Annotated in this window: 27 protein-coding genes and 1 pseudogene (1 of these 28 only partly in view); 13 read left to right on the plus strand and 15 right to left on the minus strand. The window is 71.2% G+C overall.

Translation table 11 applies throughout. The features are described 5' to 3' along the window. Positions 1-184: 184 nt before the first annotated feature. The 5 genes from D471_RS0115715 to D471_RS0115735 all read right to left on the minus strand — a co-directional run bounded on the left by D471_RS0115715 (position 185) and on the right by D471_RS0115735 (position 6,211). Complete coding sequence (locus D471_RS0115715) at positions 185-1,288, minus strand: ABC transporter ATP-binding protein (RefSeq protein ID WP_017599504.1); 1,104 nt, start codon at positions 1,286-1,288, stop codon at positions 185-187. Beyond that, positions 1,285-2,400: an ABC transporter ATP-binding protein gene (locus tag D471_RS0115720; RefSeq protein ID WP_083924231.1), complete on the minus strand. Its 1,116-nt coding sequence runs from the start codon at positions 2,398-2,400 to the stop codon at positions 1,285-1,287. The genes D471_RS0115715 and D471_RS0115720 overlap by 4 nt, the downstream gene beginning before the upstream one ends. A 2-nt stretch (positions 2,401-2,402) precedes the next feature. Then, a complete protein-coding gene (locus D471_RS0115725; RefSeq protein WP_017599506.1) occupies positions 2,403-3,386 on the minus strand; it encodes an ABC transporter permease in 984 nt (327 codons plus the stop codon). Further along, entirely contained in the window at positions 3,386-4,390 is a 1,005-nt protein-coding gene (locus D471_RS0115730) for an ABC transporter permease (RefSeq protein WP_017599507.1), read from the minus strand. The genes D471_RS0115725 and D471_RS0115730 overlap by 1 nt, the downstream gene beginning before the upstream one ends. Before the next feature lie 153 nt (positions 4,391-4,543). After that, complete coding sequence (locus D471_RS0115735; protein WP_017599508.1) at positions 4,544-6,211, minus strand: ABC transporter substrate-binding protein; 1,668 nt, start codon at positions 6,209-6,211, stop codon at positions 4,544-4,546. Positions 6,212-6,667: 456 nt separating this feature from the next. Between D471_RS0115735 and D471_RS34625 the strand changes: the two genes are divergently transcribed. Further along, complete coding sequence (locus tag D471_RS34625; protein ID WP_449406567.1) at positions 6,668-6,946, plus strand: helix-turn-helix domain-containing protein; 279 nt, start codon at positions 6,668-6,670, stop codon at positions 6,944-6,946. A 70-nt stretch (positions 6,947-7,016) separates the two neighbouring features. Further along, on the plus strand, positions 7,017-7,856 hold the full coding sequence (locus D471_RS0115745; RefSeq protein ID WP_017599510.1) for an alpha/beta fold hydrolase: 840 nt from the start codon (positions 7,017-7,019) through the stop codon (positions 7,854-7,856). Between the two features lie 23 nt (positions 7,857-7,879). Here the strand turns inward: D471_RS0115745 and D471_RS34630 are convergent, their stop codons facing one another. Next, positions 7,880-8,386 (minus strand): hypothetical protein, encoded by a 507-nt coding sequence (locus tag D471_RS34630; RefSeq protein WP_017599511.1) that lies wholly within the window; start codon positions 8,384-8,386, stop codon positions 7,880-7,882. Positions 8,387-8,535: 149 nt separating this feature from the next. Continuing rightward, positions 8,536-9,051: a gluconokinase gene (locus tag D471_RS0115755; RefSeq protein ID WP_017599512.1), complete on the minus strand. Its 516-nt coding sequence runs from the start codon at positions 9,049-9,051 to the stop codon at positions 8,536-8,538. A 137-nt stretch (positions 9,052-9,188) separates the two neighbouring features. Here D471_RS0115755 and D471_RS0115760 point away from each other — a divergent pair, with 137 nt between their 5' ends. Beyond that, positions 9,189-9,899, plus strand: a complete 711-nt coding sequence (locus tag D471_RS0115760; protein WP_017599513.1) for a FadR/GntR family transcriptional regulator — start codon at positions 9,189-9,191, stop codon at positions 9,897-9,899. Between the two features lie 35 nt (positions 9,900-9,934). Here D471_RS0115760 and D471_RS0115765 read toward each other — a convergent pair whose 3' ends face one another. From D471_RS0115765 to D471_RS0115785, 5 genes are all read right to left on the minus strand, one after another. After that, entirely contained in the window at positions 9,935-11,311 is a 1,377-nt protein-coding gene (locus D471_RS0115765) for a GntP family permease (protein WP_017599514.1), read from the minus strand. Between the two features lie 232 nt (positions 11,312-11,543). Next, positions 11,544-11,708 carry a hypothetical protein gene (locus D471_RS40850; protein ID WP_017599515.1) on the minus strand — a complete coding sequence of 55 codons (165 nt, stop codon included), beginning with the start codon at positions 11,706-11,708 and terminating at the stop codon, positions 11,544-11,546. After that, a complete protein-coding gene (locus D471_RS0115775; RefSeq protein ID WP_017599516.1) occupies positions 11,705-11,905 on the minus strand; it encodes a helix-turn-helix domain-containing protein in 201 nt (66 codons plus the stop codon). The genes D471_RS40850 and D471_RS0115775 overlap by 4 nt, the downstream gene beginning before the upstream one ends. Continuing rightward, on the minus strand, positions 11,902-12,150 hold the full coding sequence (locus tag D471_RS0115780) for a hypothetical protein (protein ID WP_241479633.1): 249 nt from the start codon (positions 12,148-12,150) through the stop codon (positions 11,902-11,904). The genes D471_RS0115775 and D471_RS0115780 overlap by 4 nt, the downstream gene beginning before the upstream one ends. Further along, on the minus strand, positions 12,150-12,422 hold the full coding sequence (locus D471_RS0115785) for a hypothetical protein (protein ID WP_017599518.1): 273 nt from the start codon (positions 12,420-12,422) through the stop codon (positions 12,150-12,152). Before D471_RS0115785 ends, D471_RS0115780 begins: the two co-directional genes overlap by 1 nt. 203 nt (positions 12,423-12,625) lie before the next feature. Between D471_RS0115785 and D471_RS0115790 the strand changes: the two genes are divergently transcribed. From D471_RS0115790 to D471_RS0115835, 10 genes are all read left to right on the plus strand, one after another. After that, positions 12,626-13,477 carry a helix-turn-helix domain-containing protein gene (locus D471_RS0115790; RefSeq protein ID WP_017599519.1) on the plus strand — a complete coding sequence of 284 codons (852 nt, stop codon included), beginning with the start codon at positions 12,626-12,628 and terminating at the stop codon, positions 13,475-13,477. Positions 13,478-13,489: 12 nt separating this feature from the next. After that, entirely contained in the window at positions 13,490-13,675 is a 186-nt protein-coding gene (locus tag D471_RS0115795) for a DUF397 domain-containing protein (protein ID WP_017599520.1), read from the plus strand. A gap of 166 nt (positions 13,676-13,841) precedes the next feature. Next, positions 13,842-14,033 carry a DUF397 domain-containing protein gene (locus D471_RS0115800; RefSeq protein ID WP_026127770.1) on the plus strand — a complete coding sequence of 64 codons (192 nt, stop codon included), beginning with the start codon at positions 13,842-13,844 and terminating at the stop codon, positions 14,031-14,033. A 424-nt stretch (positions 14,034-14,457) separates the two neighbouring features. Further along, a complete protein-coding gene (locus D471_RS0115805) occupies positions 14,458-15,096 on the plus strand; it encodes a type 1 glutamine amidotransferase family protein (RefSeq protein WP_017599522.1) in 639 nt (212 codons plus the stop codon). Next, a complete protein-coding gene (locus D471_RS0115810; protein ID WP_017599523.1) occupies positions 15,093-15,560 on the plus strand; it encodes a MarR family winged helix-turn-helix transcriptional regulator in 468 nt (155 codons plus the stop codon). Before D471_RS0115805 ends, D471_RS0115810 begins: the two co-directional genes overlap by 4 nt. A gap of 66 nt (positions 15,561-15,626) precedes the next feature. Next, on the plus strand, positions 15,627-16,640 hold the full coding sequence (locus tag D471_RS0115815) for a threonine aldolase family protein (protein ID WP_017599524.1): 1,014 nt from the start codon (positions 15,627-15,629) through the stop codon (positions 16,638-16,640). 152 nt (positions 16,641-16,792) lie between these two features. Beyond that, entirely contained in the window at positions 16,793-17,584 is a 792-nt protein-coding gene (locus tag D471_RS0115820; RefSeq protein WP_017599525.1) for an IclR family transcriptional regulator, read from the plus strand. A 341-nt stretch (positions 17,585-17,925) separates the two neighbouring features. Then, positions 17,926-19,425: a glycerol kinase GlpK gene (gene glpK / locus D471_RS0115825; protein WP_017599526.1), complete on the plus strand. Its 1,500-nt coding sequence runs from the start codon at positions 17,926-17,928 to the stop codon at positions 19,423-19,425. Between the two features lie 203 nt (positions 19,426-19,628). Further along, positions 19,629-20,378: an MIP/aquaporin family protein gene (locus D471_RS0115830; RefSeq protein ID WP_017599527.1), complete on the plus strand. Its 750-nt coding sequence runs from the start codon at positions 19,629-19,631 to the stop codon at positions 20,376-20,378. Between the two features lie 354 nt (positions 20,379-20,732). After that, on the plus strand, positions 20,733-22,304 hold the full coding sequence (locus D471_RS0115835; RefSeq protein ID WP_017599528.1) for a glycerol-3-phosphate dehydrogenase/oxidase: 1,572 nt from the start codon (positions 20,733-20,735) through the stop codon (positions 22,302-22,304). A gap of 158 nt (positions 22,305-22,462) precedes the next feature. Here D471_RS0115835 and D471_RS0115840 read toward each other — a convergent pair whose 3' ends face one another. The 3 genes and pseudogenes from D471_RS0115840 to D471_RS42650 all read right to left on the minus strand — a co-directional run. Then, on the minus strand, positions 22,463-23,626 hold the full coding sequence (locus tag D471_RS0115840) for a GDSL-type esterase/lipase family protein (RefSeq protein WP_017599529.1): 1,164 nt from the start codon (positions 23,624-23,626) through the stop codon (positions 22,463-22,465). Positions 23,627-23,872: 246 nt separating this feature from the next. Beyond that, positions 23,873-24,088: a cold-shock protein gene (locus D471_RS0115845; RefSeq protein WP_017599530.1), complete on the minus strand. Its 216-nt coding sequence runs from the start codon at positions 24,086-24,088 to the stop codon at positions 23,873-23,875. A gap of 277 nt (positions 24,089-24,365) precedes the next feature. Then, positions 24,366-25,656 (minus strand): annotated as a pseudogene (locus D471_RS42650) (glycoside hydrolase family 2 protein) (it continues 1,243 nt past the right edge of the window).

The following is a 25,656-nucleotide window of genomic DNA, read 5'->3' on the forward strand; positions in this document are numbered from 1 at the left end:
CGCCCCCACCGCCAGAGCGACCGGCCACACCGGACCGGGCGCGGCGGCCGGGAGGGGACGGGGTCTGCTCCGACCCTGGTCAGCGGCATCATCCATACTCCAAGTGTGACTCACATCACATCGAAAGGCACGGCCGTGCCGCCGGGATGTCTCCGCGGCGCCCCGGAGACGGCCCGGACGGCGCTCAGCTCCCGTGCACGATGCGCTCGGCGCGCTCCTCGTTGGGCTGGATCTCCCCGGACAGGATCCGCTCGGCGTGGTGGCACGCCACCCGGTGGGTGCTCGTCTCCGGCGCGTCCGCCAACCGCCGCAGCTCCGGCCGCTCGGTGGCGCACCGGTCGTCCTGCCGCCACGGGCAGCGGGTGTGGAACCGGCAGCCCGACGGAGGGTCGGCGGGCGAGGGCAGGTCCCCGGAGAGCAGGATCCGCTCCCGGGTGTCCTCCACCCCGGGATCGGGCACCGGCACCGCCGACATGAGCGACCGCGTGTACGGGTGCAGCGGGGACTCGTACAGGTCGTCGCTGTCGGCCTCCTCGACCAGGCCGCCCAGGTACATCACCCCGACCACGTCGCTGACGTGCCGGACGACCGCCAGGTCGTGCGCGATCACCAGGTAGGTCAGGCCCAACTCGTCCTGGAGCTCCTCCAACAGGTTGAGCACCTGCGCCTGGATCGACACGTCCAGCGCCGAGACCGGTTCGTCGCAGATGATCAGGTCCGGTTCCAGGACCAGCGCGCGGGCGATCCCGATCCGCTGGCGCTGGCCGCCGGAGAACTCGTGCGGATAGCGGGTGAGCGCCTTCGACGACAGGCCCACCCGTTCCAGGGCGTCGACCACGCGCCTGCGCTGGTCCTGGAGCACGAGGCGGTCGCGCTCCCGGCCGCGCGGCGCGCCCTCGCCCTCGTCCGGGCCGCCGATTCCGTGGACGCGCAGCCCCTCCATGAGGATCGAACCGACGTTCTGCCGGGGGTTGAGGCTGCCCAGCGGGTCCTGGAAGACCATCTGGAGTCTGCGGCGCTCACGGCGCATCGACCGCGCGTCCAGGCCGGCCAGGTCCCGGCCGTCGAACCACACCGAGCCGTCGGTGACGTCCACCAGGCGCAGCACGGCTCGCCCCAGGGTGGTCTTGCCGCAGCCCGACTCCCCCACGAGCCCGTAGGTCTGTCCGCTCTCGACCGCCAGGCTCACGCCGTCGACCGCGCGCACGTGGCCGATGGTCCGGTCGACCACCACCCCCCGCCTGATCGGGAAGTGCACCCTGAGGTCCTCGATCCGCAGCAGACTCATGCCCGCCCCTCCTCGTCGTCGACCGCCGCCGTACGCTCCGCCCCGGTCTCCGGGGCGGGGGCCTCCTCCGGCCCGGTCCGCGCCCCGGCGGCCTCCTCCGGTTCCCGCTCCGCGTCCGCGCCGGGGTTCACGCAGCGGTGCGTGTGGGCGCCGCCGCCCGCCGCCTCGACCAGCGCGGGCGCCCCCTGGAGGCAGTCCATCGTGTAGTGGTCGCAGCGGGGGGCGAACGCGCACCCGTCGGACCAGGCGATGTTGTCGTTGACCGAACCGCGGACGGGGGTGAGCGGGTCCCCGCGCGGCGCGTCCAGCCGGGGGATGGAACCGAGCAGTCCGACCGTGTAGGGGTGGGTGGGGTCGGCGAACAGCTCCGACCGCGGCGCCCGCTCCACCGCGCGCCCCGCGTACAGGACGTTGATGTCGTCGCACAGCCCGGCGACCACCCCCAGGTCGTGGGTGATCATCAGCAGCGCGGTGCCCTCCTCGGTGACCAGGTCCCGCAGCAGCTCCAGGATCTGCGCCTGGATGGTGACGTCCAGCGCCGTGGTGGGCTCGTCGGCGATCATCAGCCGGGGACGGCACGCGACCGCCATGGCGATCAGGGCCCGCTGACGCATACCTCCGGACAGCTGGTGGGGGTACTCGCGCAGCCGTCGGGTCGGGTCCGGGATGCCCACCCGGTACAGCAGGTCGGCGGCCTCCTTGCGGGCGCGCTCCCCGCCCAGCCCCCGGTGGCGCCGGAGGATCTCGGTCACCTGGCGGCCGATGGGCACGACCGGGTTGAGGGAGCTCAGCGGGTCCTGGAAGATCATCGCCAGCTGGGACCCGCGCAGGTCGCGCAACCGCCTCTGGGAGAGGGAGAGCAGGTCGACGTCCCCGTCGGGCAGCCGCAGCGCCGCGGAGCCGCCGACCGTGACGCCCCGGTCGGGCAACAGCCCCATCAGCGCGAGGGAGGTGACGCTCTTGCCGCAGCCGGACTCGCCGACCAGGCCGGTGACCCGGCCCTCCTCCAGGGTGAAGGACACCCCGTCCACGGCCCGCGTGGCCTCGGCGCCGCGCCGGCGGAACACCACGGACAGCTCGTCCACGGTCAGCAGTGGCGTGCTGGAACTCATGGTCATTTCCTCAGCTTGGGGTCGAGTGCCTCCCGCATCGCCTCACCGAGCAGGGTGAAGCCGAGCGCGGTGACGATGATGCCCAGGGCGGGGTAGACCGCCAGGGAGGGCGCGCTGGACAGGAATCGCTGGGCGTCGGCGAGCATCGTCCCCCACTCGGGGAAGGACGGGTCGGGGTTGCCCAGCCCCAGGTAGGACAGGGCGGCGGCGTCGATGATCGCGGTCGCCAGGGTGAGCGTGGACTGCACGATCACCGGGCCCATCGAGTTGGGCAGGATGTGCGTGAGCGCGATCCTGCGTTCGCCCACGCCCAGTGCCCGCGCCGCGAGCACGTAGTCCCGGCCGCCCTGGGAGATCATCGCGCCGCGCAGCAGCCGGGCGAAGATCGGCACCTGGGCCACGCCCACGGCGAGCATGACGGTGAGCAGGCTGGGGCCGATGAGCGCGGCGACGGTGACGGCGAGCAGCAGGGTGGGCAGCGCGAGCATCATGTCGATGAAGCGCATGACGACGTTGTCCAGCTGTCGGCCCCAGCGCCCGCCGAGGACGGCGGCCGCACCGGCCGTGCCGCCGAGCAGGGCGCCGACGCCGAAGCCGACGATCGTGGCGACGACCCCCACCAGCAGGGTCTGCCGGGCGCCGATCACCATGCGGGAGAACTGGTCGCGGCCGAGGTTGTCCAGACCGAACCAGTTCTCGGCGCGCGGGCCCACGAACACGTTGCGGTTGGGGAAGACCTCATCGCCCCAGGTCTGTTCGACGGGGCTGTAGGGCGCGATCAGCGGGGCCAACAGTGCGATCAGCACGAACACGACGACGACCGCGGCTCCGGTGATCGCCATGGGGCTGCGCCGCATACGGGAGAGGGCCTCGCGCCAGATGCTCGCGCCGTGGCCGTCGTCGGCGCGCTCGCCCATGAGCTCGGCGAGCCGGTCGACCTTGGCGGCCTTGCGGCCGAGGAGCGGGGGGCTGGGTGTCGTTGGCATCACTGGGCCCGCACTCTCGGGTCGAGGAGGCTGTAGGAGATGTCCACCAGGAGGTTGATGAGGACGTACATCGTCGCGATGAGCAGGATGAAGCCGGTCAGCGCGGGATAGTCCCGTTCCTGGGTGGCGGAGTAGACGAAGGAGCCGATCCCGGGGAAGGCGAAGACGCTCTCGGTCAGGACCGCCCCGGCGAACAGGCTGCCGGTGAGCAGGCCGACGGCGGTGACCACGGGGAGCATGGCGTTGCGCATCACGTGGCGGGTGCGCACGGTGCCGGGGTGCAGCCCCTTGGCGTCGGCCGTGCGCACGTAGTCCTCGCCGAGGACCTCCAGGACGCTGGCCCGGGTCATGCGCACGATGACCGCCAGCGGGATCGAGGCCAGCGCCAGGCCGGGAAGGATCAGATGGACGAACCCGTCCCAGACCACGTCCCACTCCCGGGTCATGACGGCGTCCAGGAGGACGAAGCCGGTGATGTCGGTGCGGGTCAGGCCGGGCGAGAGCCGGAACGCGGACGGCAGCCAGCCCAGGGTCTCGGCGAAGACGACCTTGAGGATGAACGCCAGGAAGAAGACCGGCGTGCAGATGCCGAGGAGGGAGCCGCCGACCGCGGCGAAGTCCAGTGCCGAACCGCGTCGGCGGGCGGCCAGGTATCCGAGCGGGATGCCCACGGACACGGCGATGAGCATCGCCGTCATGGACAGCTCGAACGTGGCGGGAAAGCGTGTCCAGAACTCGGTGAGCACGGGTCTGCCGGTCTGGAGGGAGGCGCCCAGGTCGCCCTGGGCGATCCGTCGGAGGAAGGCCAGGTACTGGACGGTGAACGGTTCGTCCAGACCGAGCGCGCGCCGCAGCGCCTCGCGCTGCTCCTGCGTGGCGTCGTCGGGGAGGAGGGCGTACTCCGGTCCGCCGGGCAGTCGTTGCAGCCAGGCGAACAGCAGGATCGACAGGCCACCCAGGGTGGGGATCAGCTGGAGGGTACGCCTGACGATGAATCGCAGCACCTTTGCCGCCTTTCGCCAGAGGGGCACGGCCCGGGGGTCGACACGGGCCGTGCCTGGGAACTGTGTACGCGGAGCACCCGCCGGGTTGGGGCGGGCGCTCCGAGAGGGCGACGAGTGACCGCCCCCTCCCCTGGTGGGGGAAGGGGCCCCGCCTCACTGCCAGGAGGCCTCGGCGAACTCCTCCTGCGTCAGCGGGCTGACGTTGGGCGGAACGACGTTCGGCGCGAAGGCGATGGAGGGCGGGGAGCTGGAGATGGGCAGCCCCGGAAGGATCTCCATGATCTGCTCGTTCAGGTCCTGGTAGGCGGCGACGCGCTCCTCGGTGTCCGGGTTGGAGCTGGCCTCGGCCATGGCGTCGAACAGCTCCTGGTCACGCAGCCCGAACTCGTCGCTGGGGCCGCTGAACCAGGTGCCGATGAAGTTGTAGGCGTCGTTGTAGTCGCCGGTCCAGCCGAGCAGGTACATGTCGCAGTCGCCCGCGTTGGTCCGCGGGATGTACTCGGTCCACTCGTAGGTCGTCGCCTCCACGGTGACCCCGACGGCCTCCAGGTCGGCGGAGATGACGTCGAAGATGTCGCGCGGCGCGGGCATGTAGGGCCGGGTGACGTCGGTGGGGTAGCAGAACTCGACCGTCAGGTCCTCCCGCCCCGCGTCCGCCAGCATCCGCTGGGCCAGGTCGGGGTCGTACTCGTAGGTCTGGACGTCGGGCGACCAGCCGTCGAGGGTGTCGGGGTGGAACTGGGTGGCCACCTCACCGCCCTCGGGGAGGATGGTGTCGACGATCCGCTGCCGGTCCACGGCGTGCGCGAGGGCCTGGCGGACCTCGATGTCGCCGAGGGCCTCGTTGGTCTCCTGCTGGTAGGCCATGTAGAGGACGTTGAACACGCCGCGGGTGGGCACCTGGAACCCGGCGGCCTCCAGGGGTTCGACGTCGGCGGGGGCGACCAGGTCGTAGCCGTGGATGTCGCCCGCCTCCAGGGCCTGGCGGCGCGCGTTCTCGTCGGGGATGGCGCGCAGGATCATCGTCTCGAAGCCCGCGGGGTCGCCCCAGTAGTCCTCGTAGCGCTCCAGGGTGACCTCGGCCTGGTCCTGGTTCCACTCGGTGACGCGGAACGGACCCGTTCCGGCGACCGTCCCGGCCTCCTGGGTGTAGGCGGGGAGGGTGAAGTTCCCGGGTTCGCCGGTGATCTCCTCGTTCTCGACCTGCTCGATCACGGCGGGGCTCATGATGCCGAAGGCGGCGAGGGAGAACCCTCCGGGGAAGACCGAGGAGTACTCGGAGATGGTGATGACCGCGGTGAGCTCCTCGGTCGCCTCGCAGGACTCGAAGCGGGGCTCGCCGATGTCCTCGTTCTCGTTCTCCGCGAAGCCGCCGAAGATGGACTGCCAGTAGTAGGAGTTGTTCCCGTCCTGGTAGGGGCCGGTCATGTTGAACCAGCGGTCGAAGTTGGCGCACACGGCCTCGGCGTTGAATTCCTCGCCGTCGTGGAAAGTGACGCCGTCGCGCAGGTGGAAGGTCCATTCGGTCCCGTCCTCGGACTGTTCCCAGTCCTCGGCGAGGCCGCCGACGATCTCCGTGCCGCCGGATTCGTGTTTCAGCAGAGTTTCGAAGACCTGCCTGCTGTAGCGGAACGTTTCTCCGTCACTGGTGAAGAAGGGGTCGAGGGTGCTGATGTCACCCGCGCTCGCGAAGACGAACGGCTCGGAATCATCGCCACCCGAACCCTCTCGTTCGCTCTCCGCGCAGGCTGTCGCCACCAGCGCGAGTGTGGCGGCCGCGGCCAGCGCGGCCGACGGCTTTCGGGAAGACTTCGTGAACATGGTCCACCTCGGTGTGGGCGGGGGGTCGAGGCCCTGGTTGATGGTGTGGACCCTAAACCGCGCCAAGTGCACCGGGGAAGATGGACGGCTGGGTATTAATACAACCGTTTCAGTACTGTGCCGTGATCCATAGCTCCGATTTTCTGGACGCGATGTCCAACCGAATCCCTTTACCCTCCCGCCCCACCGAGGAAACCCAACGGGGAATTATATGGGCTTTGCAGCCTTTATGAGTGAAATAAAAGGGATCATGTGATGTTCAACGTTTGTCCTCTTTGTCCAAGAAAAGGAAGTTGGGGACCACGGGCCGAACCGGACCCCCACCCACTCAACCGGACATACCTTCAACACTCCGCAAACTACCCTGTTGCACAGGAAGATAAGGAAGGTTAGGGTCATCCTGTGAACGATCGCCTCTACTCCGTGGAACAGGTCGCCGAACGGCTGGGCCTGCACGTGCGCACCATCCGCAACTACGTGCGCGACGGACGGCTCCACGCCGTGCGCATCGGCAAGCAGTACCGGATATCCCAGTCCGCCCTGGAGGCGTTCACCGGCTGTCCGGTGCCCGATCCGCCGGGCGGGGCTCCCGGCCAGCGGCACACCGAGGTGTCGAGCATCGTGGACGTCGAGGGGATCGACCGGGCCACGGCCGACCGCCTGACCACGCTCCTGACCGGCATGGCCGCCGGTCCGCGCTCCGACGGCCAGCGGCTGNCGACCGGTCGCGGATGAAGGTCGTCGTCCTGGGCGGCCTGGCGGACACGGCCCGGCTGTTCGACTACATGGAGGCGGTGCTCGACCAGTGAGCGCGATCTACCGGTCCCCGGCGGCGGAGCGCGAGATCCGGGACCGCTACCTCCGGGACCTGGCCGCGTGGCCGGTACCCGTCGAGCACGCGCGGGTGCCCACCCGGGCGGGCGAGACCTTCGTCGTCTCCTGCGGGCCCGAGGACGCGCCCCCGGTCGTCCTCCTCCACGGGTCCGGCGCCAACACGACGGCCTGGCGGGACGACGCCGCGGTCCTCGCGCGCGGCTCCCGGGTGCACTGCGTCGACCTCGTCGGCGAACCGGGACTCAGCGCCCCCTCACGCCCGCCCCTGGACTCCGACGCTCTGGCCGCATGGCTGGACGAGGTCCTGGACGGGCTGGGGGTCACCGCCACCGCCCTCGTCGGCATGTCGCTGGGCGGCTGGGTCGCCCTGGACTACACGGACCGGCGTCCCGAACGCGTCCGGCGCCTGGGGCTGCTGTGCCCCGGCGGCGTGGGTCGGCGAAGGACGGAACGCATCCTCGGGACCATGCTGCTGGGACTGCTGGTTCCGGGCGGAAGGCGCCGGTCCGTGCGGGCGATGACGGGTCTGCGGGATCCGGAGCACCGGGAGGTCCTGGACGCCGTCCAGCTGACGTTCTCGGGGTTTCGGCCGCGCACCGAACCGCTGCCCGTGTTCTCCGACGGCGCGCTGCGCCGCCTGACCGTGCCCGTGCGGCTGATCGTGGGCGACCGCGACGCGATGTTCGACTCACGCCGGACCGTCCGGCGGATACGCGCGTGCGCCCCGCACGCGCAGGTGAGCGTCCTGCCCGGAACCGGGCACGCGATCCTCGGGCAGGGCGAGGCGCTCGCGGCCTTCCTGGACGGCTGACCGGCCCCGGGAGGGAAGCGTTCTCAGGCGGCGCCGCGGACGTCGCACCAGCGGCGGACGGCCGTGGTCCACAGCGCGATGTTCACGACGATCGCGACGAGCGCCGCCAGCGCCGCGGCGACCAGGAGGAGGGTGCTGGAGATCTGGGCCGCCCGGTGCAGCCCCGACAGGGCCACCCCCATCCCCGCGAGCGCGCCGAACTGGGCCACCCGCCACAGCAGGGGCACGGCCCGGAGCACGGGGACCGCCAGCCCGACCGCCACCGCCGCCGTCAGGGCGGAGAGGACGAACAGGGTCCGCAGATCGGTGACGACCTGTGTGGGCGCCCCGGCGCCCAGCCGGTCCCACGCGGCGTAGGCGAGGAAGCCGAAGAACGGCCCGGCGACGAACATCAGGGCGCAGGTCTGCTGGACGTCCGACGGCGGTCGCTCACCGGGGCGGCGGCCGGAGAGGAGTCCCGTGCGGGGAGCCTGCGCGGCGACCTCGGGACGCTGCTCGGGGACGGAGGGGGAGGAAACCGTCTCATACATGACGAACAGGGTTACGTGCGGTAGGGGTACCGCGCAACAGCGGGGTGTCCGTTTCCTCCCCCGGGCCCGGACCCCAACCCGGCCCGGAATCCGGCCCGCACACCGTCCTCCCAGCTCAGAACGCCTTCACCCGCGGACGGGGACGTGGTTCAGGCCCCGGCCGACCGGACCGGACGGCCGATGTAGGCCAGGGCGTGCTCGGTCAGGGCGTCCACGTCCTCACCTACGTCGAACACCTCTCCGCGCTCGTCCGGGCCGAGCTCCTCCAGGGTCGCCAGCTGCGATTCGAGCAGGGCGGGGGGCATGAAGTGGCCCTCCCGGGCGCCCATGCGCGCGCTGATGACCTCGAAGGTCCCGCTCATGTGCAGGAAACGCACGTCACGGGCGCCCTCCCGCAGCACGTCACGGTAGGAGCGCCTCAGCGCCGAGCAGGCCATGACCGTGGACCCGCCGCGCGCGTCGTGTTCGGCGATCCATCCGGCCAGGTCGCGCAGCCAGGGCCAGCGGTCCTCGTCGGTCAACGGCACGCCCGCGGCCATCTTGGCGATGTTGGCGTCCGGGTGGAAGGCGTCGGCCTCCGCGAAGGGCAGGTCGAGCCGCCCCGCCACGCGCGCGGCGACCGTGGTCTTGCCGCTGCCCGAGACTCCCATGAAGACGAGGTGCATGTCTCTCCCGCTCTCGTGTGTACCCGCGCGTGGGCGCGGCCACCGTCTTGAATAGTGATATCAATCAGTCCGACTAGGCTTCGGGCTGGCCGCGCCGATCACGGCCGGGCCCTGGAATCCGGAGCGCTGGGAGCACGATGGGCACTGACAACCGCACACTGCACAACCGCGTGCTGGCGGTCCTGGGCCCCGCGATCGCCGCCGACGAGTACGAGCCCGGGCACGCCTTCACCCTCCAGGGGCTGGAGGCGGACTTCGGGGTCTCGCGCACCGTCGCGCGGGAGGCCGTCCGCGTCCTGGAGTCGATGCGCCTGGTGGTCAGCCGTCCCCGGACCGGGATCCGGGTGCTCCCCCGTGCGGACTGGAGCGTCTTCGACCCCCAGCTCATCCGGTGGCGGCTGGCCGGCCCGGGCCGGATGGACCAGCTGCGCTCGCTCAACGAACTGCGCGCCGCCGTGGAACCGGCCGCCGCCGCCCTCGCCGCCGTGCGCGGCGCGCCCGAGGAGCGCGCCCGGCTCGCGACGGTCGCCGACCGGATGTCCGAGACCGGCGGCGCCGGGGACCTGGACGCCTTCCTCGACCTGGACATCGCCTTCCACCGCCGCGTCCTGGAACTGTCGGAGAACGAGATGTTCGTCGGGCTCTCCCAGGTGGTGGCCGAGGTGCTGGTCGGGCGCACCTCCTACCACCTCATGCCGCGGCGGCCGCGCCCGGAGGCGCTGCGCCTGCACACGGCGGTGGCGCGGGCGATCGCCGACGGGCTGCCCGACGTGGCCGAGGCGGCGATGCGCTCCATCGTCAGCGAGGTCGCCGTCGCCCTGGACGCGGACGACGGCGCGCACTCCTGAGGTCACGGGCGTCCCCGGACCGCGTCGGGTCCCGGTCACACCACCAGGCTCAGGCCGAAGGCGAGGCCGAAGCCCACGAAGCCGATGAGCGTCTCCATGACCGTCCACGTCTTGAGCGTCGTCTTGACGTCCATGCCGAGGAAGCGGCCGACCAGCCAGAATCCGGAGTCGTTGACGTGCGAGAACGCGGTGGCGCCGCACGCGATCGCGATGACGGTCAGGGCCAGGTCGATCGAGGAGAGCCCGCTGGTGGCGTGCACCGCCGGGGCGATCAGGCCCGCCGCCGTGGTGAGGGCCACGGTCGCCGATCCCTGGGCGACGCGCAGGGCCAACGCGATGACGAAGGCCGCGACGATGACCGGCAGGCCGGTGGACTCCAGGGTTGCGGCGAGCGCCTCGCCGATGCCGCTGGTGCGCAGGACGCCGCCGAACATGCCGCCCGCGCCGGTGATGAGGATGATGGCGCAGACCGGGCCGAGCGCGCCGCCGACGATCTCCTCGACCCTGGCGCGGGAGAACCGGCCGTGGCTGAGGACGACCATCGCGACCAGGACGGTGAGCAGGAGCGCGATCGGGGTCTGGCCGAGGAGCTGCAGGACCCGCACCCACACGGCGTCCTCGGCGACGGCGCCGGTCGCCACGAGCGTCGCGGTGCCGGTGTTGCCGAAGATCAGCACCATCGGGAGCAGCAGGATGCCCAGGACGGTGGCCAGGCGCGGCGGGTCGTCGTGCTTGACGGCGCCGTCGGCCAGGATGTCGTCGGGGACGGGGAGCTCGAAGCGCCTGCCCGCCCACAGGCCGTAGAGGTAGCTGGACAGGTACCAGGTCGGAACGGCCAGGACGAGACCGACCAGGAGGGCCAGGCCCATGTCGGCGCCGATCTCGACGGCGGCGGTGACCGGGCCGGGGTGCGGCGGGACGAAGGCGTGCATGACCGCGAACGCGCCGGCCGTCGGCAGGGCGTAGGTGAGCACCGACCCGCCGAGGCGCCGGGCGACGCTGAAGACGATCGGCAGCATGACGATGAGGCCGACGTCGAAGAAGATCGGGAAGCCGAAGAGCAGGGAGGCGACGCCGAGGGCCAGCGGGGCGCGCTTCTCCCCGAACGCCTTGATCAGGGCCCCGGCCAGGACGGCGGCGCCGCCGGTGACCTCCAGCAGGCGGCCGATCATGACCCCGAGGCCGACCAGGAGGGCGACGTTGGCGAGCGTGCCGCCGAACCCGTCGAGCAGGGTCGGCACGACTCCGGAGGCGGGGATGCCGGTGGCGAGCGCGGTCAGGACGCTGACCAGGACGAGCGCGACGAACGCGTGCAGTCTGAAGCGGATGATCAGGAGCAGCAGGAGGGCGATGGCGCCGGCCGCGATCCCGAGGAGGGGTCCCGTGCCGTAGACGGGTTCGAAGTTCTCCACGACGGAGCCTTCCGGTGGGCGGTTGGGGACTCTGGGCCGCCGATGACACGGCCTTGACCTGCCCTTGGAACAGGTGACGGCAATGGTAATACCATTTGTGAGACCGTGTGAACCACGTCGTTCGTTTCTGTTACGCCCGTGAGACCTGGGTCACCGGGAACCCGTGCGCTGGCGCGCCTTCGGGGCCGTGGTGACGTGCGCCACGGCCCCGAACCGGTGGGTGGGTGTCGGCTCAGTCGCCCCACTCGACGTTCTCGAACGGGCCCGGCACGTGTTCGCCCCGTGCCCTGAGCCGGTCCTCCCAGGCGATCCGCAGGGCGACCCAGCGGCCCTGGACCTCCACCGCCCTCTCCTCCTCAGGCGTCAGGGGGGCGTTCTCCCCGTCGTTGTCGTTCATGGCCGGCCGTCCGTCTGCTCGCCGAAGAGGCGGCGGATCTCGTCGGCGTCGAACCGCTGGCCACCGCTGGGGGTGCGCACGCACCGCACCTTGCCCTGGCGGGCCCACCGGTTCACGGTGGCGTTGTCGACCCGGAAGACCGCCGCCACCTCACCGGCCGTCAGCAGTGTCGGGGCGTTGTCCAGGGGTTCGCTCACCGCGCGCCTCCGTTCCTGGGCGGGGGGACGGGGCGCGGCTCGTGGCGGGCGATGACCGAGAACAGTTCCCTGTAGGAGGGGGCCTCCAGCCGCTCGAACGGGTTGCCGTCGCCGGTCCAGCCGACCGGCCGCCTCGCGGTGTAGGTCTTGACCCCGGCGTCGTCGACCTCGTAGGAGACGACCCAGCGACCGGCGATGAGTTCGTCCAGGGCGCGGTGCGCCTCGCGTCGGTCCATGCGGTCCATCACCGCCACCCCGCCCTCAGCCAGCTCAGACCGGCGGTGGCGGTCAGTCGCGGCCCGGGGATCAGGCGGACCAGGTCGGCCGGGCCGGAGACCACGAACGGCAGCGCCGGACCGGGGCGGGCGTAGCGGCGAGCACGCGCCGCACGCCGGGGGCGGACGGCCCCGCGCACCAGCCGACGCACACCGTGGGGGACGCGGTCGGCCGCCGGGGGACGGTAGACGGCGCGGGCAGGGGGCCACAGCGCCAGCAGGAACAGGAGCAGGTAGCGCACAGCGCACCTCCACGTTGGGATGCCGGATGGGAGGTCCGGCGAGGGAATGAGTACGCTCACGAAAACATGAAATCCTCAGGGTTGCAAGTAATTCAGATTCTTTGGATCCTCATCATGTGAGGATTTCATCCTTTCTGTAACCGGATGCCCGAATCGGCTGCCAGCCGTAACATCCTGAGAGTCACCACCGCAGGAGAGCGCCCATGACCGACACCCCACGCCGCCTCAGCGTGCGCCGCCGCCGACTCTCGGAGGAGCTTCGCTCCCTACGCCTCGCCGCGGGCATGACCCTCGACGACGCGGCGAAGGCGACCGAGTGGAGCGTCGGGAAGGTCTCGAACATCGAGACCGGCGTCCGGCTCCGGCCATCCGTGGTCGAGGTACGCGCGTTGTTGGACGTCTACGGCCTGACCGACGAACGCCGCCGTGAATCGCTGTTCGCCATCACCCGCCAAGCAGGGAAGAAAGGCTGGTGGACCAAGTACGGCGACGTGTTCCCGGACGAGTTCCCCGTCCTGGAGTCTGAGGCGACGGCGATCAGCACCTATGAGCCAATGATCATCCCGGGCCTGCTCCAGACCCCGTCATACGTGGAGTTGTTCACTCGCTCCGCGAACCTCGTCCGTGACCCGGTGGACATTCAGCGGGTCGTCGACGCCCGCCGACGCAGGCAGGAGATCCTCACCGGCCCCGACCGCCCGAACCTGTGGGCGGTGGTCGACGCGGGCGCGATCGAGCGCCTCCGGGCCACTCCGGAGGTCTGTCGTGAACAGGCGGGACACCTCGCGGACATGGCGGACGACGGCAACGGTGTCACCGTTCAGGTCGTGCCGTTCAGCGCGGGGATCCACGCCGGGGCCAAGGGCAGCTTCGTTCTCATGGACTTCTCCGCCGCCGACCCGGTCGTGTACCTGGAGATGGATCAGGACGGCCTCTTTCTGGAGGAGTCAGACGAGACAACCCGCTACCGCAACCTCTTCAACCACCTCGTCAGCAGGTCACTGGGGGTCGACGAAAGCGTCGCCTACCTGCGCGAGACAGCCAAGGCAGCCTGAAAGAAGCAACCGATGCTCGTTCCCAACCCCGACGCCCTCGAATTCCGCACGTCCAGCTACAGCGACCGAAGCAACTGCGTCGCGGTCGCGGACGCTCCCGGGGGCGCGGTGGTCCGCGACTCCAAGCACCCGGAGCGCGGGCAACTCCCGTTCTCCGCACCAGAGTGGGCGGCGTTCCTGCGGACCACGAAGGCTTAGGCACAAAATGGAGGGAGCCCCACGTACGCGGGGCTCCCTCACTCATTCCCTCGCCGAGTCTATCGCCCGGATCGCCCGTCGCCCAGACAGCCAACGTCATGGCCGGACCGGGACGGTTGATCTCAGCACGCCATTGTGAAGGTCCAGGCGGGGCAGGAAGGCGACCATGCACCTTTCCATGAACCTGACCTTCCGCAAGTCGAGCCACAGCGACCGAAACGACTGCGTCGAGGTCGCCGACCCGCCCACCGGCGCGGCTGTCCGCGACACCCGGAACCGGCAGCTGGGACACATCTCATTCGTCGACTCGGCCGAGTGGTGCGCCTTCCTCGCCGCCGTCCGACAGGACACGCAGTAGTTCCCTCGGCCAGGGGCCAGGGGCCAGGGACTCCCTGACCCCTGACATTTGACTTCCTCCCGGTCCTGAAGAGACCGGGATTCCGACCGCCCCTGACGGGGCGGTGGCGCTACGCGCCTCGCGGCGCGAGCTGGTTCCCACTTCACCGCGTATCACCGGACACGCGGGCCGTCCCGCCGGGGCCAACGCCGTGACGGCCCGGTTCTCGACCCCTCACCTTTTTATTCGTGAGGGTTATGCGTTTGCGGTCTGCCCGAAAAGGAACATCAGACCTTTTCTGCGCCATTTCCCCCACACACCCGATGCGGGTTCCCTACCGTGTCACCACGGCGTGGACGCGACCGGGCGCACCACCCCGACACTCCTCTCGGACGGTCCCCCGAACTCCATTGACACCATGTTGTCACAATGACAGGATGTTGTCATGAACGCACCACTCCAGCGGACCGTCCACCTCGCCGTCTACGACCAGATGGCGGACTGGGAGGTCGGACACGCCGTCGCGCACATCCGCAACGGGCACGCGCAGCGACGCCCCGGCCGGTACGACGTGGTCACCGTCGGCCTCACCGGCGCGCCCGTCACCACGATGGGCGGACTCAGCGTCCTGCCCGACGTCGCTCTCCACCAGCTCAAACCGTCCGAGAGCTCGATGCTGATCCTCCCCGGCGCGGACGGCTGGGACGTCGAGCCCGAGTCGCTGTCCCCCTTCGCCTCCGCCGCCGGGATCTTCCTCGACGCCGGGGTCCCGGTCGCCGCGATCTGCGGGGCCACGGCCGGGCTGGCCCGCGAGGGGCTGCTCGACGACCGCGCCCACACCAGCGCCGCCCCCGAGTACCTCCTGGCCACCGGCTACACGGGAATCTCCCACTACCGATCCGAGCTGGCCGTGACCGACGGGGACCTCATCACCGCCGGTCCGACCGCCCCGATGGAGTTCGCGCGCGAGATCTTCGCGGCGCTCGACCTGTACTCCCCGCGCGTCCTGGACGCCTGGTACCGGCTCTTCGCCCAGCACGACCCGGAGGCCTTCGCCGTCCTGGCCGAGGCGTCCCGGCCATGACCCCGTCCGTGCCCCCGTCCGACGAACGTCCCTCCGACCTGCTGTCGGGGACCGCGCTCACCGTGTTCCGCCTCAACGGGCAGCTCATGGCGGTGGCCGAGGAACTGGCCCGGCCCGCGGGGCTGACGGCGGCCCGGTGGCAGGTGCTGGGCGCGGTGACCGACGAGCCCCGGCCGGTGTCGGCGGTCGCCCGGCGGTTCGGCGTCTCGCGGCAGAGCGTGCAGCGCATGGCGGACCTGCTGGTGGACCAGGGACTGGCCGAGTACCGGCCGAACCCGGCGCACAGCCGGGCCAAGCTGCTGGCCCTCACCGAGGAGGGCCGGACGGCGATGCGCCGCATCCGCCCGGACCACGCCCGGGTCGCCGAGGAACTGGTGGGCGAACTGGGCGAGGAGGAGGCCAGACGCGCCCTGGAGTCGCTCCGGCTGCTCTCGCGGGCGCTGGAGCGGATCGGGGACGGCTGACGCGCCTCGAAGACGCCCGAGGCCCGGCAGTATCGTCGGTTCCGCACCCTGCGGAAGGAACCCCCGATGATCGACCTGCGCTCCGACACGGTGACCCGCCCCACGGCGGCGATGCGCCGCGCCATCGCCGAGGCCGAGGTCGGCGACGACGTGTACGGCGAGGACCCGACCGTGCGGGCCCTGGAGGAGGAGACCGCGGCCCTGCTCGGGAAGGAGGCCGCGGTCTACGTGCCCTCCGGACATATGGCCAACCAGATCGCGCTGTACGTGTCCACGCGCAGCGGCGAGGAGGTGTGGGCGCACGAACACCACCACCTCATCGGCTCCGAGCAGGGGGCCGCGGCGGTCCTGTCGCGGGTGCAGCCGCGCCTGTACTCCGGCGCCCCCTTCCCCTCCGACGACGTCCTGGCCGACTGGACGCGCGGGGCCGGGGAGGGCGACGCGCACCGCGCCGAACCCGCGCTGCTGTGGCTGGAGAACACCTTCACCGGCCAGGTCGTGCCGCTGGCGGAGCAGCGGCGGGTGGTCGCGTTCGCCCATGACCACGGCATGCGCGCGCACCTGGACGGGGCCCGGCTCTGGAACGCGGCGGCCGCCCTGGACGCGGCGCCCGCCGAGGTCGCCGCGGGCTTCGACACGGTGTCGGTGTGCTTCTCCAAGGGGCTCGGCGCGCCGGTGGGATCGGCCCTGGCCGGTGACGCCGCGACCGTCCGCCGCGCCCGGCGGGCCCGCAAGCTCCTGGGCGCCGGGATGCGGCAGGCGGGGATCATCGCGGCGGGCGCCCTACACGCGCTGCGCCACCACCGGGAGCGGATCCCGGAGGACCACACCCGCGCCATGCTGCTCGCCGAACGGATCGGGGCGGCTCCGGGGCTGTCGGCGCGGGCCCGCACCAACATGGTGCTGCTGCAGACCCCGGAGGGATCGGCCGCGCGTCTGGTGGAACTGCTGGCCCGCAACGGTGTGGGCGCCGTGGCGATCGGCCCCTCGCTCATCCGGCTCACCGTGCACCTGGACATCACCGACGGCGATGTCGACGAGGCCGCGAACGGGATCACCAAGTCCGCCCAGGAGCTGTGATCCTCCCCTCGCCCCGCAGGTCAGAGCCGGGGTCGAGGGCTAGACTTGCCCGACCGCACGCGGAGCCGAGCCGAGGACGAGGTGTGCCGCGTCACATCGCGTAGTAGCATTTCGCGTATGACATTGTCGTACTAGAGAGTGGTTGCACCCCCATGCCGGGAAGAATCCAGTCGATCGAACGCGCCGCCGCCATCCTCCGGCTCCTGGCCAGCGGCGCCCGGGGGCTGAGCCTGGCGGAGATCTCCCGGTCGCTCGAGCTGCCCAAGGGAACCGCGCTGGGCATCCTGCGCACGCTCCAGCACGTCGGCTTCGTCGAGCAGGACCCCGAGTCGGGGCGCTACCGCCTGGGCGGCGGGATGCTGAGCCTGGGCACCCGCTACCTGGACGGCAACGAACTACGCACACGGGCTCTGAACTGGGCGGACACCCTCGCCTCCCGTAGCGGGGAGAGCGTGCGCATCGGCACTCTGCACAAGAACCAGGTCCTGGTGGTGCACCACGTCTTCCGCCCGGACTCGTCCCGGCAGACGCTCGACGTGGGCGACCTGCTGCCCCTGCACGCGACCGCGATCGGCAAGGTCCTGATGGCCTTCGACCCCCTCGCCATACCCGAGGAGGACACCCCGGCCTCCGAGACCGAGGGCGTGGTGTCGCTGCCCGCCTTCACCCGGCACACCGTCGTCTCCCCCATGGCCCTGGAGGAGCAGCTCGTGGAGGTCCGCGACAACGGCTGGGCCTGGGAGTCCGAGGAACTGGTCGAGGGCGAGGTGTCGATCGCCGCCCCGATCCGGGACCGCCGCGGCGTCACCGTGGGCGGGATCGGGGTGCGCGGCGCCGTGGAGCGCCTGGCCTCGGACGACGGCAAGCCGGACATGGAGCAGGTCTCCTACGTCCGCGACGCCGCCCGTGCCATCTCCCGTGACCTGGGGGCGTCCCCCTACTAGGAGGGCACCCGCTCCGAACGCCCGAGCCGTGTCCGCCCCGGGGCCCCGCCATGCCCCGACCCACCCGATCCCCACGAAACCGCTGGTCGGAGTGGTGCGTTCCACCTGGACACCGGTCCTGGCACAGTGCACGTGAACCCACCGTAGATCACCCTCCGTAACATGTGATCCACGCGACACGATTGCGTCACACCGTCTTGACATGGGAAGGAAAGACGGATGAAACTGACGCGTACTTCATACGTCAATGTCGTACGCCGTTCGGTCCACGCCGAGTTCACCCGTTCGACACCCATCCCGGCTTCCCACCCACAGCCGTCCACCGGAAGGCGAACATCCCGATGAGTCAGCAGTACGTCGCCGCGATCGACCAGGGCACCACGTCGAGCCGTTGCATCCTCTTCGACCGGGACGGACGGATCGTCTCGGTCGACCAGCGCGAGCACCGACAGATCTTCCCCCAGCCGGGCTGGGTCGAGCACGACGCCGAGGAGATCTGGACCAACGTCGAGGTCGTCGTCCAGCAGGCGCTCCAGAAGAGCGACATCACCCCGGACCAGGTCGCCGCCGTCGGCATCACCAACCAGCGCGAGACCACCGTCGTGTGGGACCGCGAGACCGGCAAGCCGGTCCACAACGCCATCGTCTGGCAGGACACCCGCACCAACGACATCGTCCGCGAGCTGGGCAACGAGGGCGGCCAGGACCGCTTCCGCGAGAAGTGCGGCCTGCCCCTGGCCACCTACTTCTCCGGCCCCAAGCTCCGCTGGCTGCTCGACAACGTCGACGGGCTGCGCGAGCGCGCCGAGCGCGGCGAGGTGCTGTTCGGCACCATGGACACCTGGCTCATCTGGAAGCTGACCGGCCACCACGTCACCGACGTGACCAACGCCAGCCGCACCATGCTGATGAACCTCCACACGCTGGAGTGGGACTCCGAGATCCTGGACGCGATGGGCATCCCCGCCGCCATCCTCCCCGAGATCCGCTCCTCCTCCGAGGTCTACGGCACCGCCCGCGGCTACCTCGCCGGGACGCCCGTCGCCTCCTCCCTCGGCGACCAGCACGCCGCCCTGTTCGGTCAGACCTGCTTCGACCCGGGCGACGTCAAGGGCACCTACGGCACCGGCACCTTCCTGGTCATGAACACCGGCACCGAGCCGGTCACCTCCAACAACGGCCTGCTCACCACCCTGGGCTACAAGCTGGGCGACGCGCCCGCGGTGTACGCCCTGGAGGGCTCGATCGCCGTCACCGGTTCCCTCGTGCAGTGGCTGCGCGACAACCTGGGCCTCATCTCCACCGCCCCGGAGATCGAGACCCTCGCGCGCACGGTCGAGGACAACGGCGGCTGCTACATCGTGCCCGCCTTCTCCGGCCTGTTCGCCCCGCACTGGCGCAGCGACGCGCGCGGCGTCGTCGCCGGTCTGACCGGCTACGTCAACAAGGGCCACATCGCCCGCGCCGTCCTGGAGGCCTCCGCCTGGCAGACCCGCGAGGTGGTCGACGCGATGAACGCCGACTCCCAGATCGACCTGACCACGCTCAAGGTCGACGGCGGCATGACGGCCGACAACCTGCTCATGCAGATCCTGTCCGACGTCCTGGACGCCGAGGTCGTGCGCCCGATGGTCGCCGAGACCACCTGCCTGGGCGCGGCCTACGCCGCCGGTCTGGCCGTCGGCTACTGGCCGGACGTGGAGACCCTGCGCGCGAACTGGCACAAGGCCGCCGAGTGGACCCCGAAGATGGACCCCGAGGTCCGCGACCGGGAGTACCGCAACTGGAACAAGGCCGTGGAGCGCACGCTCGGCTGGGTCGAGCACCCCGACGAGCAGTAGCCCGCCGCCTCCTCTGACGACCGCTTCCAGGGGCCTCCGGCGCCCGCCGGAGACCCCTGGGAGCGGCACCCGGGGCACACCGCGTGCCCCGCACATCCCCATCACGTGACGGGTGTGTCCAACGTCGTTCCGGTCCCGCGCCCCCCGACGCGGAGCGACGGACCTCCCGCACCCCGCATGCCCCTTTCGGGGCGGAGGTCCTCATGGTTTATCTGGCAGAGTTCGTCGGTACGGCGATCCTGATCCTGCTCGGTGGCGGTGTCGTCGCCGGCGTGGTGTTGGCCAAGTCCAAGTCCAACAACGCCGGCTGGATCGTCATCACGTTCGGCTGGGGTATGGCGGTCGCGATGGCCGTCTACGTCACGGGCACCACGAGCGGCGCCCACATCAACCCGGCGGTCACCATCGGTCTGGCGAGTATCGGGGACTTCTCGTGGTCCCTGGTGCCCGGGTACATCGCCGCCCAGATGGCGGGCGCGTTCACCGGTGCGGTGCTGGTGTACCTCGTCTACCACGCGCACTGGGCGCCGACCGACGACCCCGACGCCAAGCTCGCGGTCTTCAGCACGGCCCCGGCGGTGCGCAGGCCGGTCGCCAACTTCGTCACCGAGGTCATCGGCACCGCGATGCTGCTCCTGGGCATCCTGGGCATCGGCGCCAACTCCGGGCACGTCTCCGGGGGCGAGGTGGACCTGTCCGCCCTGTTCTCCACCGGTCTGGCCCCGCTCCTGGTCGGTCTGCTCGTGCTCGCGATCGGTCTGTCCCTGGGCGGCCCGACCGGGTACGCGATCAACCCCGCCCGTGACCTGGGCCCGCGTATCGCGCACGCGCTGCTGCCGATCCCGGGCAAGGGCTCCTCGGACTGGGGCTACGCCTGGATCCCGGTCGTCGCCCCGATCGTCGGCGGCGTCATCGGCGCCTGGATCTGGAAGCTGGCCGGGTTCGGCGCCTGACGCCCGTCCCGCACACGTGGGGAGCCGGGTACCGCCACGGGGGCGGTACCCGGCTCCCTTCGTCTTCGGGGTCCCACCGAGCCGGCACCGGTACTGGTATTAACCAGAGCGTTCGACAATACCGAACGTTAATCACCTTGGGCGATCAACTCATCATCGAGAGCAAGAATCTCGCACAGATTTTTCCGCACTGAGGCCCGATCCGCGCCATACCCACCGGTAACCAGCAGGGCTATCTTCACCATCGTTCGGCATTGTCGTATTATGCAGGTGACACCTGCCTGAAACGTCAGAGCCCGTTCAGGTACAGGCGCGGCACCCGCCATCCCTCCCGAACGGACGGAGCACCCAGCCATGACCGCCAGAACCCAGCAACACGACATCGCCTCCTCCCGCGCGCACACGCGCGAGGAGCTCGCCCGGGGCACGTTCGACCTCCTCGTGATCGGCGGCGGCATCCTGGGCACGTCCGCCGCCTGGACCGCCACCCAGGCCGGTCTGCGCGTCGCGATGGTCGACGCCGGCGACTTCGCCGGAGCCACCTCCAGCGCCTCCTCCAAGCTCGTGCACGGAGGCCTGCGCTACCTCCAGACCGGCAACGTGCGCCTGGTCGCGGAGAACCACAAGGAGCGCCGCTCCCTGGCCTCCGACGTGGCCCCGCACCTGGTCAACCACATGCCGTTCCTGGTACCCATCTACTCCGGCGGCCCCCACGGAGCCGCGAAGATGGGCGCTGGCGTGTTCCTGTACTCGGCGCTGTCCGCCTTCGGTGACGGCATGGGCCGCCTCCTGTCCCCCAACCAGGCCACCCGGCTCGCCCCCGGCCTGCGCACCCAGGGCCTGAAGTCGGTGGCCGCCTACAGCGACCACCAGATGAACGACAGCCGCATGGCGATCATGACCGTCCGCGCCGCCGCGGACGCCGGAGCGGTCGTGCTCAACCACGCCGAGGTCAAGGGCCTGCGCACCACGCGCGGCCGCGTGACCGGCGCCGACCTGCGCGACCGGGTCGACGGGCAGGAGTTCGGCATCGACGCCCGGCTGGTGCTCAACGCCACCGGCCCGTGGGTCGACCGCCTGCGCGAGATGGAGCAGCCCGGGGTCGCGCCCAGCGTGCGCCTGTCCAAGGGCGCCCACCTGGTCCTGAAGACGCCCGAACCGTGGCGCGCCGCGCTGACCATCCCCGTGGACAAGTACCGCGTCTCCTTCGCCATCCCGTGGGAGGGCCGCCTGCTGCTGGGCACCACGGACGAGGAGTTCACCGGCGACCCCGCCGACGTGGGCGTCGTCCCCGGTGACATCGACCAGATCCTCGGTGAGGCCTCCCTGGGCATCGACGCGCCCTACCTCAACCCGGACAACATCACCTACTCGTTCGCGGGTCTGCGGGTCCTGCCCGGCGGCCCCGGCGGCACGAGCTCGGCCAAGCGGGAGACCGTGGTCACCCAGGGCCGCGGCGGGATGCTGTCGGTGGCGGGCGGCAAGTGGACCACCTACCGGCACATCGGCCGCACGATCCTCGACGAGCTGCGCAAGGTCTCGGCCGTGCCGCTGGCGGAGGACATGTCCGACCCGCTCAAGACGGTGCCGCTGCCCGGTCTGGCCAGCCCCGAGGCGGTCACGCACCGGATCATCATCGACCGCGAGCCGGGCGCGCGCCTGGACCCGCTGGTCGCGCGGCACCTGGCCTCGCACTACGGGAACCTGGCGATGGACATCGCGGGCCTGGTGCGCGACGAGCCCGCGCTGGGCGAGCGCATCCACCCCGACGGTCCCGACATCTGGGCCCAGGTGGTCTTCGCCCGCGACCGCGAGTGGGCGGTCACCGTCGACGACGTGCTGCGCCGCCGCACCACCGTGACCGTGCGCGGACTGGACACCCCCGAGGTGCGCCAGCGCGCCGAGTCCCTGCTCCAGCAGGGCTGACCACGCCTCCGGCCGCCCCGCACTCCCTGGAGGGGCGGCCGGTCCTGAGGGCGTGTCCCGTGGATGCCGCTCATCGCGCGGCAGAGTACGTGTCCGCGGAACACGCCCTGACGGCCCGGCGGCCGGGTCCACGCCCCGGCCGCCGGGCCGCGCCCTTCCTACCCCCGCGCGGCGAAGGCTCCGCCACTGGCGAAGACCGCGTCCGCGAACCGCTCCCCGATCCGCCGGTGCCCGGCGGTGTCCGGATGGAGTCGGTCCGGCAGCGGCAGCTCGTCGTGGTCGGACTCCCCGTAGAGCACACGGCCGTCGAGATGGTGCAGGTGCGGGTCGTCCGCCGCCCTGCGTTCGACGACGCGCGCGAGTTCGTCCCGGATGACGTTCAGCGTCAGCTTCCCGGCGGCCCGCTCCGCCGGGTCCCCGGTCGCGCGAAAGCTCGGCGCGGCGTCCTCCGGGTCCAGCGTCACCGGCCCCGGGGTGTCCTCCTGGATCGGGCAGAGGATGGGGGAGACCACGAGCAGCGGCGTGTCCGGGTGCCCCTCCCGGATCGTGTCGAGGAAGCCGTGCACGGCCGGGACGAAGGCGCGCCGCCGCATCAGGTCGGTGTTGGTCAGGTTGATGCCGATCTTGAGGCTGATCAGGTCCGCCGGGGCGTCCCGGATCGTGCGCGCGGTGAACGGGTCGAGCAGGGCGTTGCCGCCGAACCCCAGGTTGACCAGGTCCACACCGCCCCGTTCGGCGGCGATCGCGGGCCAGATGGCGGTCGGAGCCTCGGCGTTGGAGCCGTGGCTGATGGAGCTCCCGTGGTGCAGCCAGACCCTCCGCTCCCGGTTCTCGGCGGGCAGGACCGGGGCGTCGGTCCGCAGCGCGATCAGCTCGGTGGCCTCCCGGTGGGGCAGCCAGACCGCCACCTCCTTCTCCCGTTCCGGCAGCCCGGAGAAGCGGACCGAGCCGGACCGGCCGCGGGTGGTGACGCCGGTCTGGGCCATCATGTCCACGGTGGTGACGTCGCCTCCGGCCACGCCGCCCCGACCACTGCCGCGTCCGTCGACCAGCAGTTCGTACACGCCCTCCGGCGGGGGCGGCGCGCCCTGGTAGACGGTCCTGGTCGGCACGGTCTCCAGTTCGATGACGGTGGCGCGGGTGCGCAGGCACAGCCGCACGCCGCTGGTGTGGGCCTCGGTCCTCATCAGGGCCTCGTCGGGGTACTGCCGCCGGACCCAGGCGGGCAGGCGGTGCGGTCGGACACCGCGTTCGGTGCGCTCCACCTCGATGGCTCCGCGCAGCATGTCCGGGGTGACGGGGGTGGTGATCCAGTCGGTCATGGTCGTCGCTTCGGTGTCGGGGACGTCGTCGGGCCGAGGTGGGCCGGGGGCACCGCACAGGTTGTCAGTTCGGCTGCGCGATGACACGCGGTTTTTCCCGGGTCCGGGCGGGCCGTGCCGACCGCGCCCCGGTCCGCGCCGGTCGGCCGGGGCGGACCGGACCCGGCCCAGGGCCGGTCCGGGTCCGGGCACACGAAAGCGCCCCCGGTGGCCGAAGCCTCCGGGGGCGCTCTGCGTCGTTACTGCCTAGATGGCGACGACGTTCTCGGCCTGCGGGCCGCGGGTGCCAGCGACGATCTCGAACTCCACGCGCTGGTTCTCCTCGAGGTTACGGAAGCCGGAACCCTGGATCGCGCTGTAGTGGACGAAAGCGTCGGGCCCACCGTCGTCGGGGGAGATGAAGCCGAAGCCCTTCTCGCCGTTGAACCACTTCACAGTACCCTGAACAGTGCCCTGAGCCATGTTCTCTCCTTCAGCTCGGTCTACACGGACGCCTACACACACGCCCGAGTAATTGCCGCGAGCCGATCCACGAGAAACCGCCCGCCGGTCACAAACTCCGCGGGCATACACCAACTGCGAAATTCAACGACTAACAATCACTCACGAACGTATCACAGCCGGGCCAGCCCGCGGGGGATTTCGGTGTGGCAACCCGCACGGAGCCCGGGGGAATACCCGCCCTCCAGCGGCCGGAGCGCACGGTCGTGACTCCGGTCACCGAAACGTCACCCTCAGCTCACCCCGATGTCGCCAGAACGTCGTTGACGCACCTCAGAACGGGTGCCGTGAGCACCGCACCCGAGTCCAGACGAGCACCGTCCGTGATCACGAAGGTGTGCTCCTCCCCCGGCAGCAGGGTCACCGGGGCGCCGTCCGCCACGGCCGAGGGATCGAGGCGATCGGTCTCCACGACCAGATCCCGCAGGAGCACGCGAGCCCGTATCCGTACCCGCAAATCCCCGCCGTCCACACGTGTTTCGGCGTCGAATTCCGGTTTTTCGTAGTCGAGATCCCGGTCCCGCGCGAAGAACCACCACGCCCGCTCCCCCGCGCCGTCGACCGTGAGCACCTCCCCCTCGGCCCGCCCCGGCACGGCCACGCGGTCGGGGACGGGCACGCGCAGGGCCCCACGCGGGGCCACCCGCACGGCGTGCGCGGACGAGGCCAGGACCCCGCGCCCGCCCGTGATGCCGTGCCGCGCCACGGTCACCTCCGTCGTCCACTCCTCGTCGGTGTCGTTGCCCAGCACGACGCACAGCCCCGTCTCCGTCGGCTGCACCGTGGCCACCCGGTCGGCGTAGGCCCCCCGCACCGCGTACCACGCGGGCTTGCGCCGGCCCGCGCCGTCGACCAGCGCCCACGAGGTCACCGGCCAGCAGTCGTTGAGCTGCCACACCACCGTTCCCGTGCAGTGGGGCCACAGGGAGCGGAAGTGCCCGATCCCCAGCTCCAGCGCCCGCGCCTGGAGCACCCGGGTCAGGTAGTGCCAGTCGTCGTAGCCCGGGTCCCGGACACCGAAGTGCTCGTCCAGCCCCCGCGCGAGTTTGGCGTCGCCGTCCTCGGCCTTCTGGTGGTGGGCCACGCCCGGCGAGGCCGGGGCCAGGGGGGCGTCGGAGACCGCCGCGCGCAGCGTGGCGTGGTTCGGCGGCGCCTGGTAGCCGAACTCGGCGACGAACCGCGGCCGGTGGTCCCGGTAGCGGGTGTGGTCGAGCTGGTTCCAGACGTCCCAGACGTGCATGACGCCGTGGGCGGGGTCGTTGGGGTGCCTTCCCTCCCCCGGCGAGTACGGGCTGCCCGGGAGGTAGGGCCGGGTCGGGTCGAGCTCGGCCATCAGGCGCGGCAGCAGGTCGAGGTAGTACCCGGCGCCCCAGGGCCGTCCGTCCAGGACCGGCTTCCAGTCCCAGTCCTCGTGGCCCCACAGGTTCTCGTTGTTGCCGCACCAGACCGCGAGGCTGGCGTGCGGGGACAGCCGGACGACCGCCTCACGCGCCTCGGCCGCCACCTCGGCCGCGATCGGCTCCCCCCCC

Source organism: Nocardiopsis lucentensis DSM 44048, assembly GCF_000341125.1.
Classification (GTDB): Bacteria; Actinomycetota; Actinomycetes; order Streptosporangiales; family Streptosporangiaceae; genus Nocardiopsis; species Nocardiopsis lucentensis.